The organism is Ochrobactrum sp. A-1 (assembly GCF_022488005.1).
Classification (GTDB): Bacteria; Pseudomonadota; Alphaproteobacteria; order Rhizobiales; family Rhizobiaceae; genus Brucella.
In genome coordinates this window covers 101,513-116,313 of the sequence record NZ_JAKVQC010000002.1, presented here as the reverse complement: position 1 = coordinate 116,313, position 14,801 = coordinate 101,513, and the positions used below count along the sequence as shown (strand labels likewise).

Sequence of the window (14,801 nt, the reverse complement as noted above, 5' to 3'; positions counted from 1 at the left end):
GCTTTTTTGCCGCTAGCGACCATGTTGGTTGGAAAACAGACCGGCAGGGAACGGCTCGCTATACGGAATAGCCGCCGTTCGTGCTTCGACCTGCTTTGCTAACGGATCAGACCTGAGCCATGCCGCCGTCCGCGAAGACCTCGCTTCCGGTCATCACGGCGCTATCGTCTGATGCAAGGAAAAGACCGACTGCAGCGATGTCGTCGGGATCGGCGATCCGCCCCAAAGGGGTCTGGGCGATCAACTGCTCATAGATCGCGTCTTCCCCGCCGGCCACCGCAACGCCGTGCAGACCCGGAGTCGCTGTGGCCCCAGGCGACAGGACGTTCACGCGAACGCCCGTGCCTTTTAGGTCCAACGCCCAGCTACGCGCCAAATTGCGGATCGCCGCTTTCGTTGCGCTGTAGATGCTGAAGGCCGGCGTTCCCATCGTTCCGGTGGTCGAGCCGGTGAGGATAATGGACGTCCCGTCGCCCATGAGCGGCAGGGCATTCTGCACGGTGAAAACAACGCCCTTAACGTTCACGCCGAACGCCCGATCAAAGGATGCTTCCGTAATTTGTCCTAGCGGCTCCAGCTCGCCCCCGCCCGCGTTGGCGAACAGCACGTCAATGCGCCCGTGTTGGGCGCGCACCGTCCCAAAAAGGCGGTCCAGATCCTCAAGCCGAGACACGTCACCCTGCACGGCCGTCACGTCGGAACCGATCTCGGCGACCGCTTTGTCGAGCTCCTCCTGCCGACGACCCGTGATATAGACGTGGGCGCCTTCGGCCACGAACCGCTTGGCAGCAGCGAGGCCGATGCCGCTATTGGCGCCGGTGATGACAGCGATCTTTCCTTCTAGTTTGCCCATGACAACCTCGTTCTCCTTCATTGTGGAGAGGTTGAACTAGGGGTACACCGCCTGTTATTCCAGTATGCACCATTTGGTAAGTACCAAAATTTGATGGAGCGCGTGCAATGACAAGTCCCTTCACCTGCGGTTTGGATGCGGTCCTGTTTGTGATGGGCGGCAAGTGGAAACCGCTGATCCTCTATCACCTCATGCACGGCGCATTGCGCTACGGCCAACTGCGCCGCGCGGTCGGGAAGGTCAGCGACAAGGTGTTGATCCAGCAGCTCAAGGAGTTGCAGGCGGACGGGATCATCGACCGTCTCGACTTTGGTGAGATCCCGCCCAAGGTCGAGTATTCGCTCACCAGCTTCGGCCGCAGCCTCGCACAAGCCCTCGTCCAGCTTTGCGAATGGGGAACCCGCCATACGGACGAATTGACGTCGATCGTCAAGCGGCGTATCGATCCGTCATTGCCTTCGACAACTTCCGGGGCCGCAGCGCCACCTCTTGATCGGCAGTGATGGGGCGTAAGGCGAACGGCGGCTTGCTCGTCCATCGGCCAGGACCGGATAGGTAGTAAACTGTCCCAGCGAACTCCATCAGTTTTCAGTGGCAATCAACAAACTGTACTTTTAGATCGCCTGACACACCATTGCGAAATCGTAGAGACAGGCAACGATTCATGGCGCTTTAAAAACCGCTCTCAAAGCTCACATGAGGATTTCGTCGTCAAGATCAATCATTGTTCCATAGCTTGTCCCCTTCGATTTTGTATCGAACCCATGGTCTGAGCCATCTTGCTTGACGCGGCACGTTTCCGTCACCGGTTCAAACTCACATACGGTCGCCGTTTTGTCCGGCAGCACCATCATCCCGCTTGCGTAGCGGCAAGGCTCAGGAGAACGGGACCAATCTAAAGCGCGGCATTTGAAGCCCGACTTTGAGGCGGTTCGCTCACCTGGATCCGCCAGGAGTGATCAGTCCTGGAAGATTTGTGTATTCGGTAATTTTTTGGTCGTCACGCAGTCTTCATGACAGCCCCCTCGATGACAACACCCGCAGTGACAAACTTCCACAGCGCGATAAGGAGTTTGCGCGCCAGGGCAACTATCGCGGCTTTCTTTAAGCGTCCACCATTCGACTGAACCCGATCCACAAACCAACGGCTGAGCGCTGATGCTGGCTGATTGCGTAGCCACAACCAAGACAGTTGAATCATCGTGGTGCGCAGCCGAGGGTTTCCTGCTTTTGAGACACCCTGTTCGTGATCGATGGTCCCGCTCATCCATGGGGTTGGTGTCAAACCGGCATAGGCGGCAATCTGCCGCCTATTATCAAAACGCCGGGACAGGGCTTCGGTCCAAAGGACGGCGGCAAACTCAGCGCCAATCCCCTTCAGGGACAGCAGCATCGCCGCGGGCGAAGTTGCCTCAACCGCTGGCTGCTCATACGTTGACAGGAGAGAATTCCGCTCGCTCTCCACTGCAGCAATCTGTTCCAGCAGCAAGTCGAGACGGTCGAGTTCGCGATTAATTTGAGCCTTCAGGTGTTTCGGTAACTCACGCCCATCTCCGGTCTGGAGCTCCTCCAGCCGCCGACGGCGATCTTTACGGAGCGGTTGATAGCCGCTGACGCCTTGAGCAAAGAGTAGCCCCTTAACGCGATTGACATGCCTGACCCGCTCAGCAATCAAAACTTTGCGTTCCCGGCATATCCGACGCCGATCTTCGTCCTTCGGATCTGGCGCTTTAACCATCGCACATACGCGTGGCTCGCCGCGCTTGAACGCAAGCAATGTGCGCGTCAGAGCCTCTCCATCAATCTTGTCGGTCTTGGCACGCCGACGTCGACGAGACGTCGCGATCGAAGCTGCGTCTACGACGTGACTCTCGATACCATTGGCCTCCAGCACCCGGTGTATCCAGAAGCCGTCCAATCCTGCCTCTTGGATTGTTACGATAGGAAACAACGTTCCTGTTCTCAACCGCGCTTTGTGCTGTAGCTGCTCAAATCGATCCAGCAGCTCTGCCACATTGCCACCGGCCACTACATGCTTCGACATCTTCTCGCCACTGCCCGGCGACAACGAAGTGATCAACCAAGTCGATCGGCTTAGTTCCAATGACACAAAAATTGCGCCAAGATCAGTGCGGACAGCGGTCGGATGAATGGATGCGGGTTCCATAAATTGCTCCTCCTGAGCGAGTGTTTTGATGCAACCTCACTCTGCCAGAGCGACGGCCGCTGTTCACTCCTCATGGGATCTAAAGCCGAAAGAGAGGTGGCTTCTCTATTCGGCGAGCTAAAGTCAAGCGCTTCGATATTTCACAATCTCCGCATTTCATGGTCTTTCGCAGGTTCTTGCTTCTCTCCGGAATCGGCGCTTTGGCCCTTCCACTATGGGGTTAGAAGAATGAGGTATCCAATCTCGGTATCGTCCTGATCGCTATATGCGGCCGGCACTACCACCTCTACGAACTTACCTCATCCATCGTCCTGCGAAGGACATCTCTCCACGGCGATGTGGATCTTTATACAGCTACTGTTCACGCAGCAGCGGGTAAGCCATTCCTAGTCCAGCAAAACTCGGTTCCGTCGCTCCACATGCGGTGCATTATGACAGCCAGTCGCCTGGCAAGTGCGACAATTGCCTTTTGCTTTCCTGCTCGTTTGGCAATCTTCATTGCCCAAGCCTTTAACCACGACCATTTCTTGACAAGCGTCAGGAGGGTCTGAGCCGCTTCGTATAATAAAGAACGCATTATTGCATCACCACAGCAGGAGATCCGACCAATTCGTTTACTCTCACCCGATTCATTCAGTTTTGGCGTTAATCCGAGGATTGGCCCAACTGCCTTAGAGTTTTTAAATCGTTGCGGAATATCAATCGTGCTCACAAAGGCCAAAGAGACAACAGGGCCAACGCCGGGAACAGTCATCAACAGTCGGCAGATTTCATCCCGGGAGGTTAACTCAAGCACTTTCTTGTGCAGCTTTTTAAATTCATCGCGTAGTTTGGTCCGGGCTGACAGCAGAACGTCCATGATTTCCGCAAGCTCTGGAAAGCCAGTGACCAGTTCGCAGACCCGTTCTTCAAACGTGATCTTACCGGCCAGGCCAACCTTTAAACCAAAATTCCGCAGTAGGCCTCGAATGTCATTCTCTATGGCAATGGCTTTTTGTTGAAGCAGTTGACGCGCCGTGAGCAAGGCGCGACGCTTCTGGCTCGTCAATGTCTTCACATGCACAGGCTTGTACAGATTTACGCGCATCATCTGGGCAATGCCGCGAGCATCGTTACGATCAGTTTTGTTCGGCTGTGCCTTCAGAAACGCCTTGGTGTGGCGAGTCTCGATGCAAATCGTTGGCACGCCTGCTTTTGCCAGAGTCTCAAACAGCCATTGCGATAAGGGGCCAGCTTCAAGTCCGACACGTTCAATATGCCACCTGGGATCTTTCAGAACTACAATCAGGTCATCAGGATGTGACGATACTTTTACCTCACGGCAAATCTTACCGGCTTCATCGATAATGCAAACGGCGGTCTCTTTTACCGATACGTCAAGTCCAGTATAATGTTTCATGCTGCGCTTCCTTTCCGATGCTTGAGGCTGTTGCAAAACATGACCTCGTTTTACCATCAACAGAAGCGCAGCACCCTTCTACAATCCGCAATCGTTAAAGGTGGGGCTCAAGCCGAATACCCCATCTCGGGAAATCTGCACAGCTAGGATAAGTGGAATTTCTGCCTGACTTCGGCTTAGATGCCAGGAACAGGAGATACCATGACGAGACGACCACGCCGGAACCACAGCCCGGCTTTCAAGGCAAAAGTGGCGCTTGCTGCGATCCGAGGTGAGCAGACACTGGTGGAATTATCCCAGCAGTTCGACGTGCATGCCAATCAGATCAAGCAGTGGAAAGACCAGCTTCTTGAGGGTGCGACAGGCGTTTTCGGTGATGAAGGGAAGGCGGAACCGGCCGGACCGAGCATCGATGTGAAAACGCTTCACGCCAAGATCGGCGAACTGACCTTGGAGAACGATTTTTTGTCCAGTGCGCTCGGCAAGGCGGGATTGCTGGGCGGAAAGAAATGATCGACCGCGAGCACAAGCTGTCGGTCGTGAGGCAGGCCAGGCTCCTCGGCTTCAGCCGTGGCAGCGTCTACTATTCGCCGCGTCCAGTATCTGATGGCGATCTTGCCCTGATGCGCCGGATCGACGAGCTGCATCTCGAATATCCGTTCGCGGGAAGTCGGATGTTGCAAGGGCTTTTGAAGGGAGAAGGCCTGGAAACTGGGCGGCTGCACGTCGCCACGCTGATGAAGAAGATGGGTATCGAGGCGATCTATTGTCGCCCGAACACGTCAAAACCAGCGCCAGGTCACAAAATCTATCCCTACCTCCTGCGCAAGCTGGCGGTTACCCAGCCCAATCAGGTATGGGCGATGGACCTGACCTATAGTGCGCCTCGCCCCAGTCGGGGAGGCATATGACTGGAATGCAAAAGAGAAAGGAGGATGTGAATGTTTGCCTGTCCCCTGCTGCGAGGGGACATGAGCCCAAGCGGCGGTGACCTGCCGTCAACTGGCAGGGTGACGTAGCCCGCAGGTAAAGGGGATTGAGGCGAAGCCGTTACGCCGAGATGGTTCCCGAGGCTGAAGTATTGGAAGGTTGAGGAACACGAACCGGTTAACCCGCATCTGAGGGCTGAAAGGTCGCCTTCGCCTACACGGCTTAACAGGCGGAATGCTGATGACGCTGCCGGACACATAAGTCGGCGGCATCCGAATACGGTCGTATATGTAGGTTGGTCGTATGGGATCATGGGGAGAATGCAGCCAGACCATGATATCGGCATCGACTTGCGGAACGCAAGGGAAAAGACTGCGACCGGCAGCCTCACCAATACGCAGACGTCCAGCATATGAACGAGGGAAGGCATGATGGAATGACAACGAAGTATTGCGTCGCAAGGGAGTTGACCCTGATGTCCATCATGTTGGCGGAGTTCCCGTAGTAGTCTGCGGCAGGGAAAGCCTGCCACATGGCGAAGGGGAACAGTTCAAACTGCTTGAAATGCAAACTACCTGACCAAGCGAGGTGAAGACCTTTGATAATCAGCGAAATGCAGCACAAGCTCGCAACATGGGCCGAGAGCGATCCAAACCGGCGGTTTGATCGGCTTCTTCGGCTGATTGCCAATCGGGAATGGCTTGCCGAGGCCGCTCGGATGGTTCTTGCGTCAAGTGGCGCACGAACGCCGGGTATCGACGGAATGGATAAGCAACGACTGCAGGTCAAACTGGATCAGCATCTTGAGGACCTGCGGACAAGTCTGCTGGAGGAGAGCTACCGCCCCCAGCCGGTCAAGCGCATCTATATCCCGAAATCGAACGGCAAGCGACGACCACTGGGTATTCCGACCCTGACGGATCGAATCGTTCAACGCGCCATACTGATGGCCATGGAGCCAATCTGGGAGAGCGATTTCCATCGTTTATCCTATGGCTTCCGGCCGGAACGGAGCGTGCATCATGCCGTCCGCACCGTGAGGATACAGCTTCAGGATGGTGCCGACACGACGAGGGGCCGCTGGATCATCGAAGGTGATCTGGCCAGCTACTTCGATACTGTCCATCACCGGCTACTTCTGAGATGCGTGCGGCGACGGGTGCAGGATGGACGGTTCGTCGATCTTCTCTATCGTTTCCTGAAGGCAGGCCACATCGACCGTGGCCTGTTCACAGCCTCAAGCGAGGGCGTTCCGCAAGGTGGCGTTCTGTCACCGCTCCTGTCCAACATCATGCTCCACGAGTTTGATATGTGGCTGGAGGCGAAATACCTGAGCAACAAGGCCCGCAAGGACCGCTGGGCATGGAACTTCGGCATCAAGCAGGGCCGCCCCATTACGGTTCGCGAGAACCGGCAATGGAAACCGGCTGTTGCCTATTGCCGATACGCTGACGACTTCGTCGTGATCGTAAAAGGAACCAAGGCTCAGGCAGAGGAAATCCGTGAGGAATGCCGGGCGTTTCTGGAAGGTGAGTTGAAGTTGACGCTGAACATGGAGAAAACTCATGTCACACACGTCAATGACGGCTTCGTCTTTCTGGGGCACCGGATCATCCGCAAGCGTGGGGCGCATGGACGGATGTCCATCGTCACGACGATACCCAAGGAAAAGGCCAAGGGGTTTGTTCGCAAGCTCACCGAAACCCTTTCCGGCAATCATAGTGTCAGTACGGTCGACATGATCGCCGGCCTGAACCGCCAATTGGTGGGATGGGCGGCGTTCTACAAGTTCACTGACTTCACGGCGTACGTCTTCCGGCGCATCGACCATGTCGTGTTCTGGAAAATGGCGCATTGGCTGGGACACAAGTACCGATCGCGCATCAAACCCTTGATGCGGAAATGGGTAAGGGTCCCGGAACCGGGCAAAGCGAAAACCTGGTTCGTGTATGGCCGCAGTGAACGCGGTGACCCTGTCGGGAAAGCACTGCAACGGCTTGTCTCAAGCCCCAAGGCGCAATTCCGGTGGCGCAATCCGGAGGGAAACCCATACATCTTCCGGCTTGAAGACCGCAGTACCGTCACGTCGCACTATCATAACGTTGCTATGGCCATGGGCCAAGCCTGAACGGAGAGCCGTATGCGCTGAAAGGTGCATGTACGGTTCGGGGAGGAGAAGCGCACCCGCGCTTCTTACTCCACTCCCCATGGCGCGTGGTTTTGTCTACCTCTGCGCCGTCGTGGACTGGTTCAGCCGTCGGGTTCTGTCGTGGCGATTATCGATCACGATGAAGGCGGACTTCTGTATCGAAGCGGTCGAGGAAGCGCTGGCTCGCTATGGAAAGCCGGACATATTCAACACCGATCAGGGATCGCAGTTCACATCCATCGACTTCACGGCGGTGCTGAAGAAAGCTGAGATTGCGATCTCGATGGACGGCAAGGGCGCGTGGCGGGACAATGTCTTCGTCGAACGGCTTTGGCGGTCGATCAAATACGAAGAGGTCTACCTCCACGCCTACAAGACCGTGTCCGAGGCCAGCGCGGGGATCGGTCGTTATCTGAACTTTTACAATACTCGACGCCCACATTCTTCGCTTGACCGGCACACGCCGGATCAGGCTTACTTCAGCGCGCTGGCACCGATGATGGTGGCGGCATAATCGAGGCGGAAATCCACTTAACGAGACGCCCGAAACTGTTCAGACAAACCGAGATGGGGTATTCGGCTTGAGCCCCACCTTTAACGATTGCGGATTGTAGAAGGGTGCTGCGCTTCTGTTGATGGTAAAACGAGGTCATGTTTTGCAACAGCCTCAAGCATCGGAAAGGAAGCGCAGCATGAAACATTATACTGGACTTGACGTATCGGTAAAAGAGACCGCCGTTTGCATTATCGATGAAGCCGGTAAGATTTGCCGTGAGGTAAAAGTATCGTCACATCCTGATGACCTGATTGTAGTTCTGAAAGATCCCAGGTGGCATATTGAACGTGTCGGACTTGAAGCTGGCCCCTTATCGCAATGGCTGTTTGAGACTCTGGCAAAAGCAGGCGTGCCAACGATTTGCATCGAGACTCGCCACACCAAGGCGTTTCTGAAGGCACAGCCGAACAAAACTGATCGTAACGATGCTCGCGGCATTGCCCAGATGATGCGCGTAAATCTGTACAAGCCTGTGCATGTGAAGACATTGACGAGCCAGAAGCGTCGCGCCTTGCTCACGGCGCGTCAACTGCTTCAACAAAAAGCCATTGCCATAGAGAATGACATTCGAGGCCTACTGCGGAATTTTGGTTTAAAGGTTGGCCTGGCCGGTAAGATCACGTTTGAAGAACGGGTCTGCGAACTGGTCACTGGCTTTCCAGAGCTTGCGGAAATCATGGACGTTCTGCTGTCAGCCCGGACCAAACTACGCGATGAATTTAAAAAGCTGCACAAGAAAGTGCTTGAGTTAACCTCCCGGGATGAAATCTGCCGACTGTTGATGACTGTTCCCGGCGTTGGCCCTGTTGTCTCTTTGGCCTTTGTGAGCACGATTGATATTCCGCAACGATTTAAAAACTCTAAGGCAGTTGGGCCAATCCTCGGATTAACGCCAAAACTGAATGAATCGGGTGAGAGTAAACGAATTGGTCGGATCTCCTGCTGTGGTGATGCAATAATGCGTTCTTTATTATACGAAGCGGCTCAGACCCTCCTGACGCTTGTCAAGAAATGGTCGTGGTTAAAGGCTTGGGCAATGAAGATTGCCAAACGAGCAGGAAAGCAAAAGGCAATTGTCGCACTTGCCAGGCGACTGGCTGTCATAATGCACCGCATGTGGAGCGACGGAACCGAGTTTTGCTGGACTAGGAATGGCTTACCCGCTGCTGCGTGAACAGTAGCTGTATAAAGATCCACATCGCCGTGGAGAGATGTCCTTCGCAGGACGATGGATGAGGTAAGTTCGTAGAGGTGGTAGTGCCGGCCGCATATAGCGATCAGGACGATACCGAGATTGGATACCTCATTCTTCTAACCCCATAGTGGAAGGGCCAAAGCGCCGATTCCGGAGAGAAGCAAGAACCTGCGAAAGACCATGAAATGCGGAGATTGTGAAATATCGAAGCGCTTGACTTTAGCTCGCCGAATAGAGAAGCCACCTCTCTTTTGTAGATGGATCGAAGGTCATTTCTGGCAGGCTTGTTTGGTGTTGCGGGAGCCGTCGCTTTCGCGCAACTATCTCAACCGACACCGTCAACAGCCGGTATCCCGGTAGGCGAAGATATTCTTTCCGACCTGAAGGCGCTCGATACAGAAACGTCTGGCATCCAGCCACAGCCAGCAGGCAGTCGAGACCGGCGATCCCGTCATCGTGGCGGCCATCATGGTTATCGCCGGCATCATCATCGCCCACCTCGTCGACACAGACGAAGAGTTTGGCGCCGCGTGTGCGAAAGGCAGCGATACTATGGCGGCTGGCGGCAGCGGTGCTATCGGCGGCGAGTGTGGATCTATCTTTGACCGCTCAGAATTCAGGTTTGGGCGGGCCCAATAAGCAGTACGGTGGGTGAGACCCGCGGACATAAATCGGAGGGCTTATTGTTAATCCGCCCGTCAGTATGAAAGCACAAATTTCACAATGCCGAATAAAGGTGATCAACGCATCAAAGCATAATATTATCAGTAATATCAATAACTGTGTTCCATAATACATATTACGTGATTTTTGATTATAACAGGGGTGGGTTCTAGCTTGAAGTGCGACTTGCAAACGATAACGATGAGTTATCCCAAGCAAGGAACCCGTCATGGAACGCACCTACGCGCATATTGATCTGGATGAACGCCGCAAGATCGCCCGCTGGCGCGCAGCAAACCTCTCCGTTGATATTATTGCCGAGAAACTTGGACGACATCGCTCAACCATTTTTCGCGAGTTGAAACGCAATCGATTTGTCGACGATCAGATCACGGACCTGACTGGCTATTACTGCACGGTTGCCGATCAGAAAGCACGTGAACGTCGCTCGAAACGACGCAAGCTCATCCGGTTTGATCATTTGCGTCAATCCGTGATCAAGCACATCAGCGATGGATGGTCGCCGCAGCAAATTGCCGGGAGAATGCAACTGGAGCGCCACCCCATCTCTGTCAGTCATGAAACGATCTATCAGTTTGTTTATTCCGACGACGGTCGAAAAGAAGGGCTTTGGAAATATCTGCCTGAACGTCGTACCAGACGACGTCCACGTCATGCCCGGCGCCGCCATGGACGTCGATTTCCGCCGGAACTGAGCATCTTACATCGCCCGGACATGATCGCCAGACGTAAGCAATTTGGCCACTGGGAGTGTGATTTGATCCAGTTTCGCAAGAAGTTTGGCAAGGCCAATGTAACGTCTCTGGTCGAGCGGGTAAGCCGTTTCACAGTTTTGTTGCGCAACAATGATCGTCAGTCACGTGCGGTGATGGATGGTGTGATTAGGGTACTGCAACCCCTACCCCGAATGGCGCGTCGCTCGATCACGTTTGATCGTGGCACTGAGTTCACAGAATGGGCCTATCTGCAGGCCGGGACTGGATCACAAACGTGGTTCTGTGATCCGCAGTCGCCCTGGCAAAAGGGAACGGTCGAAAACACCAACAGGCGAACAAGACGATGGCTCCCCAGAGACCTTGATCCGCTAACGTTGAGTGACCGAGATCTCGTATTCATCTGTCATCGTCTCAACAATACGCCGCGCAAATGCCTCGGCTACAAAACCCCAGCAGAAGTCTTCCGGCAAAAACTTGTCGCAAACAAACATCGCTGTGAATAAGCTCGAACCGAAAAAGTCGCGCTTCAGCATGACCTCACAATGGGGCGGCGACCTTGCCAGGCACAGCGGAGGATGTGTGAGCAGCGAGCGAGACGAAACCGGGGAACCGGATATCAAGCTGGCGGGCTTGTCTTTATGGGCACGGTCACGCGAGTTTCCCGGCAGCGATGACGATTGGGATGGCAACTGGATCGACTTGGTGGTCTTCGTGGACGCTCCGGGCGCTCGTGTCGAGAGACGCGGTCCCTACCTCCGAAGCGATGACCTGGCCGCGTTTCGGGAGCAACTTGCGGCGCTTCATTCGGATCTGAAGGGCACCGCTAATCTGGACTGCATCGAACCCGCCTTGAAGGGCAAGGTGGGCTGCGGCTCCCTCGGCCATATCGAGGTCGCCGTCGACATCACGCCGGACCACCTCCGCCAGTCTCACCAGTTCGTCTTTGACATTGACCAGAGTTACCTCGCGACGACACTTGCTGGCTGTGCGCGCGTGTTGGATCGATTTCCAGCCAAGAGTTCGGCGGCCGAAATCTAGCTCCCGACACCGACCGCCAACAACCCCTAAAATTCTAGGGTGGCGCTGTGTGCCCGAAGCAGTCAGAAAGAAGAGGCGCTATAAGTGTCTAAGCGGCTTCACGAGGGGAAATGAAGGACCCAAAAGAAAGCACTCGGACTTTCCTGAAATATACCGTTCCTGTCCTCTTGGCCTACTGGTCTGTATTGAACCTTGGCGGTGGCTTCATCAGAGCGACGTTGCAGACGTTGTTCAGCATCAACGCATTCTATGCCGTCGTTCTGGCGCTGTTGCTCGATCTTGCGTTGACATTGTACGTCCGCATTGAGCTTCGGCATCGGCGCAGCCGGATTCACCTCTACAAGATCGCAGCAGACGCGCTCATCATCCCGGCGGTGCTGCTTTCGCGAAAACTGGCCGACGCCCACAGCGGTGGCAGCTCTTGGTCCGTGTACGAAATCCTCCATTGGCTCACGGTCGCCGTTGCGCTGGCAATGTTCTTCGCCTCGGCGATCACGATGTTGCGGTTCATGTGGAAGCGATGACGGCCCCCTTCCGCTGGGCTCTCGTGGGAGTCAAGCCAACAGCGCAGGCAGAGTCGGGAGCTCACTCGATGAGACGGAGGAAGCGGAGCAGAGCTGCAAACTCCTGATGCTGGCCAGCGACCCGTTCCACATCCTGTAGGTCGACCCGTTGCGAGATTGCCAACCTGCTCATCGGCTTTGCGTAACCGGGCCAAACCTGAAGTAGATTCGCGTTTGACGTGGCGCTATCCGGGGGGGTGGCATTCAAACGGCCCGGAAAGTGCCGGAGGAGAAATGCTTCGTGGCAGGGGGACTGCCAGATGATCGAGATGGCGTGCTGGGCAGCCAGCGTCTCGACCTGCTGGCGACGATGGTGGTCTCCTGCCACCTGATCGTCGTCCATAAGCAGCGCGCGATACTGAAATTCCGCGCGCCGCTGGCTGCGCCGTTTTATCTCCTGCACTGCCTTTTTTATGCGGGCGAGTGGATCGCCAGCACCGGGATTGAGGTTTACGACCTCGATATGAAACGGCAAGTTCTTCTCGCGGACAATATCGTTCAGGAACTGTCCATAGGCTTGTTCCGACTCGCCTTCACATCCGAGAAAAACTGGCTTCCGGGCCGGGATATGTGCGTGACGCCGCCTCATCCGATCTGAGGCACCGCGCCATATGCCCCTCCAAGGTACTTCTTGTAGAGGTTGTCGTTGCGCCGCACGGACTGCACATCCATAAGACTGTAAACATTCGAACGGCCAAGCTGGTCCTTCTCCGTGAAGACGACCTCCTCCTTGCTTAGGTCATCGAGCAGCGATGCCGAATGGCACGACATCAACAATTGGGCGCCCGCCGGGTTGCGATCTGGATCGTAAAACCAGCGGACGATCTCCGGCAGAATCAACGGATGGATCGATAAATCCAACTCGTCGATGACCGCAATGCCCCCTTTTTGCAGTGCCAGCAACAAGAGCGGAAAGATCCGAATGAAGGACCGTGTTCCCTGACTTTCCAAGGTCCACGGCATCGGAGCATGCAATCCCTCGTGCTTGAACAATGCCGTCGGACCAGACGCAGTCTGAACGATTTGCATTTGCTCGACGCCTACGTCGATGCGCTGGAGCTCCCTGTTGAGGCTCTCGACCGCCGCCGGGTTCTGAGAGAGGAACTGGATGATATCCCTGTCGGAAAACTCCGTTCGTTCCATCAGGATATTGCGAAAGACCGCGCCCGCAGCTTCGACCAAGACCTTGGATGGCTCGTGCTCGAATAGGGAAAGGGTCGAGACCACGCTCGCGTCCTCGCGCACTTTGTCGATGACCTGGCTATAACCGGTCAGCGAAAACGTCCGTGAGCCGCGCACCTCCTTGTCAAAGCTACGCTCGAAAACCCGTTGCCACTTCCCCTGACCCTGAGGCTTATGGCGGAGCGCCTCCCGTCCCACCGTCCTGATGGCCCCGTCCTTGGGAAGAAGCTCCAGCTCATAACGGTACAGCCCGAAATCGCTGTCTTGGTGGGTAGGGGAATTGACGGCCTTGAATGACAACTCCGTCAACCCGCCCATCTCAAGCGCCAGCCTTATGGGGCGATTCATAGATTCTTCGTCGTTGAACCGTTCGCATGGTAGGGCGGCTTGGTTCTGGAAGCTATCCTTCAGAAACCACGACAGAAACGTCAGCGCCTTGAGAACCGAGGACTTGCCGGAACCGTTGGCGCCGAACAGTGCTACAACCTTCGGAGCACGCTCCTCAGCGCCTGGAAACAGAGGGCAAAATCGCTCGGGATAGTCGGGTACGTTCCGCGGTATCCGCAGATCAAGAACCTGGGGGTCACGAAACGAGTAGAAATTCTCGATTTCCAAACGGTATATCATAGGCGCGAATATACGCATCCCTTCTCGGCATTTCAACAATTTTTTGCTTATCTTCCTATTTCATAAGATTTACGTAGCAAGCCCAGCCTCCCACCGCATTCTGCGATCAGGGCTTTCCAGCCCCGATCCCGGACAAATCGACCCGGATGCCCGCCTTGTTCGGATCGCCCTGCTCTTCCCGTTTGACCTCCTGACCGGCAGGCTCGTCCCCCTCCCCGGCCCGCCGGCCGGAGTCGTCATCTCTCTCGCCCGGCGTCGGTTCCGCTTTCGGCGTGGCGAGCTCGACCTTACCGGGATCCTCGGCCCGGAACACCGCTGTCCCCTCAAAATACCCCGTCTGCCAGGCGATGATGGCGTCCTCGAACGCCTCGTCGACGGCATTGCCGTACCATTTGGTGACGATCCGGTAGACCTTGCCGAAGAGCGCCGTGCCCATGCGCAGGTTCGCGCAGGCGTCAACCAGATCGGGCTTCAGCTCGCCAGCGTCCACGACGCCGAGACCGGCCGGATATTGGGTAATCCCGACGCGCACCATGTTGCGTCCGACATGCTGCCTGATGAGCGCCATGGCCTCGTCCGGATTGGCCGGCTTCGGCACCAGCACCACACGGTTGCCGGAGCGGACCGTTACCGAAAGCGGGTCCTGCGAGCCTGCCTTCTCAATGAACTTCTCGACAATCGCGGGTTTCAGCCCCGGATCGGCGCATTGCTGGATAAGGGCGGCGTCGACCATCTTCGTTCT

At 55.7% G+C, this 14,801-nt stretch carries 12 protein-coding genes and 4 pseudogenes; 9 read left to right on the top strand and 7 right to left on the bottom strand.

Annotated features, from left to right (window positions below):
- Window positions 1–106: 106 nt before the first annotated feature.
- Window positions 107–853, bottom strand: coding sequence for an SDR family oxidoreductase (locus MKS82_RS01370; RefSeq protein WP_240578267.1), 747 nt, complete (start codon window positions 851–853; stop codon window positions 107–109).
- A 107-nt stretch (window positions 854–960) separates the two neighbouring features.
- Here MKS82_RS01370 and MKS82_RS01365 point away from each other — a divergent pair, with 107 nt between their 5' ends.
- Window positions 961–1,356 (top strand): winged helix-turn-helix transcriptional regulator, encoded by a 396-nt coding sequence (locus tag MKS82_RS01365; protein ID WP_151679058.1) that lies wholly within the window; start codon window positions 961–963, stop codon window positions 1,354–1,356.
- 75 nt (window positions 1,357–1,431) lie between these two features.
- Window positions 1,432–1,626: pseudogene (locus tag MKS82_RS01360) on the top strand (ATP-binding protein); the annotation flags it as partial.
- Window positions 1,627–1,853: 227 nt separating this feature from the next.
- Here MKS82_RS01360 and MKS82_RS01355 read toward each other — a convergent pair.
- Window positions 1,854–3,020: an IS110 family transposase gene (locus MKS82_RS01355; protein WP_240578266.1), complete on the bottom strand. Its 1,167-nt coding sequence runs from the start codon at window positions 3,018–3,020 to the stop codon at window positions 1,854–1,856.
- Window positions 3,021–3,381: 361 nt separating this feature from the next.
- Window positions 3,382–4,419, bottom strand: a complete 1,038-nt coding sequence (locus MKS82_RS01350; protein ID WP_151679064.1) for an IS110 family transposase — start codon at window positions 4,417–4,419, stop codon at window positions 3,382–3,384.
- 201 nt (window positions 4,420–4,620) lie between these two features.
- Here MKS82_RS01350 and MKS82_RS01345 point away from each other — a divergent pair.
- From MKS82_RS01345 to MKS82_RS01330, 4 genes and pseudogenes are all read left to right on the top strand, one after another.
- Window positions 4,621–5,297: pseudogene (locus MKS82_RS01345) on the top strand (IS3 family transposase); the annotation flags it as partial.
- Between the two features lie 650 nt (window positions 5,298–5,947).
- On the top strand, window positions 5,948–7,477 hold the full coding sequence (ltrA, locus tag MKS82_RS01340; protein ID WP_240578265.1) for a group II intron reverse transcriptase/maturase: 1,530 nt from the start codon (window positions 5,948–5,950) through the stop codon (window positions 7,475–7,477).
- 64 nt (window positions 7,478–7,541) lie between these two features.
- Window positions 7,542–8,012 (top strand): annotated as a pseudogene (locus tag MKS82_RS01335) (IS3 family transposase); the annotation flags it as partial.
- Between the two features lie 178 nt (window positions 8,013–8,190).
- A complete protein-coding gene (locus MKS82_RS01330; protein WP_151679064.1) occupies window positions 8,191–9,228 on the top strand; it encodes an IS110 family transposase in 1,038 nt (345 codons plus the stop codon).
- Between the two features lie 359 nt (window positions 9,229–9,587).
- Here the strand turns inward: MKS82_RS01330 and MKS82_RS01325 are convergent, their stop codons facing one another.
- Window positions 9,588–9,740 (bottom strand): hypothetical protein, encoded by a 153-nt coding sequence (locus MKS82_RS01325; protein WP_167522248.1) that lies wholly within the window; start codon window positions 9,738–9,740, stop codon window positions 9,588–9,590.
- A 401-nt stretch (window positions 9,741–10,141) separates the two neighbouring features.
- Between MKS82_RS01325 and MKS82_RS01320 the strand changes: the two genes are divergently transcribed.
- The 3 genes from MKS82_RS01320 to MKS82_RS01310 all read left to right on the top strand — a co-directional run bounded on the left by MKS82_RS01320 (window position 10,142) and on the right by MKS82_RS01310 (window position 12,211).
- A complete protein-coding gene (locus MKS82_RS01320; protein WP_176074576.1) occupies window positions 10,142–11,152 on the top strand; it encodes an IS30 family transposase in 1,011 nt (336 codons plus the stop codon).
- A complete protein-coding gene (locus MKS82_RS01315) occupies window positions 11,145–11,687 on the top strand; it encodes a WapI family immunity protein (protein ID WP_196115371.1) in 543 nt (180 codons plus the stop codon). Before MKS82_RS01320 ends, MKS82_RS01315 begins: the two co-directional genes overlap by 8 nt.
- Window positions 11,688–11,797: 110 nt before the next feature.
- Complete coding sequence (locus MKS82_RS01310; RefSeq protein WP_196115375.1) at window positions 11,798–12,211, top strand: hypothetical protein; 414 nt, start codon at window positions 11,798–11,800, stop codon at window positions 12,209–12,211.
- Between the two features lie 310 nt (window positions 12,212–12,521).
- Here MKS82_RS01310 and MKS82_RS29625 read toward each other — a convergent pair.
- The 3 genes and pseudogenes from MKS82_RS29625 to MKS82_RS01295 all read right to left on the bottom strand — a co-directional run.
- Window positions 12,522–12,839 (bottom strand): annotated as a pseudogene (locus tag MKS82_RS29625) (hypothetical protein); the annotation flags it as partial.
- Window positions 12,836–14,047 (bottom strand): AAA family ATPase, encoded by a 1,212-nt coding sequence (locus MKS82_RS01300; RefSeq protein WP_240578263.1) that lies wholly within the window; start codon window positions 14,045–14,047, stop codon window positions 12,836–12,838. The gene MKS82_RS01300 and the pseudogene MKS82_RS29625, both read right to left, overlap by 4 nt.
- A gap of 118 nt (window positions 14,048–14,165) precedes the next feature.
- The gene (locus MKS82_RS01295) at window positions 14,166–14,792 is read right to left on the bottom strand and encodes a TraH family protein (RefSeq protein WP_196115382.1); all 627 of its coding nucleotides are present in this window, start codon (window positions 14,790–14,792) and stop codon (window positions 14,166–14,168) included.
- Window positions 14,793–14,801 lie beyond the last annotated feature (9 nt).

What these genes read in the sequence shown, in the direction of transcription:
- MKS82_RS01370 (WP_240578267.1), bottom strand. Translation starts at nt 853, where the DNA reads ATGGGCAAACTAGAAGGAAAGATCGCTGTCATCACCGGCGCCAATAGC.
- MKS82_RS01365 (WP_151679058.1), top strand. Translation starts at nt 961, where the DNA reads ATGACAAGTCCCTTCACCTGCGGTTTGGATGCGGTCCTGTTTGTGATG.
- MKS82_RS01355 (WP_240578266.1), bottom strand. Translation starts at nt 3,020, where the DNA reads ATGGAACCCGCATCCATTCATCCGACCGCTGTCCGCACTGATCTTGGC.
- MKS82_RS01350 (WP_151679064.1), bottom strand. Translation starts at nt 4,419, where the DNA reads ATGAAACATTATACTGGACTTGACGTATCGGTAAAAGAGACCGCCGTT.
- MKS82_RS01330 (WP_151679064.1), top strand. Translation starts at nt 8,191, where the DNA reads ATGAAACATTATACTGGACTTGACGTATCGGTAAAAGAGACCGCCGTT.
- MKS82_RS01325 (WP_167522248.1), bottom strand. Translation starts at nt 9,740, where the DNA reads ATGATGATGCCGGCGATAACCATGATGGCCGCCACGATGACGGGATCG.
- MKS82_RS01320 (WP_176074576.1), top strand. Translation starts at nt 10,142, where the DNA reads ATGGAACGCACCTACGCGCATATTGATCTGGATGAACGCCGCAAGATC.
- MKS82_RS01310 (WP_196115375.1), top strand. Translation starts at nt 11,798, where the DNA reads ATGAAGGACCCAAAAGAAAGCACTCGGACTTTCCTGAAATATACCGTT.
- MKS82_RS01295 (WP_196115382.1), bottom strand. Translation starts at nt 14,792, where the DNA reads ATGGTCGACGCCGCCCTTATCCAGCAATGCGCCGATCCGGGGCTGAAA.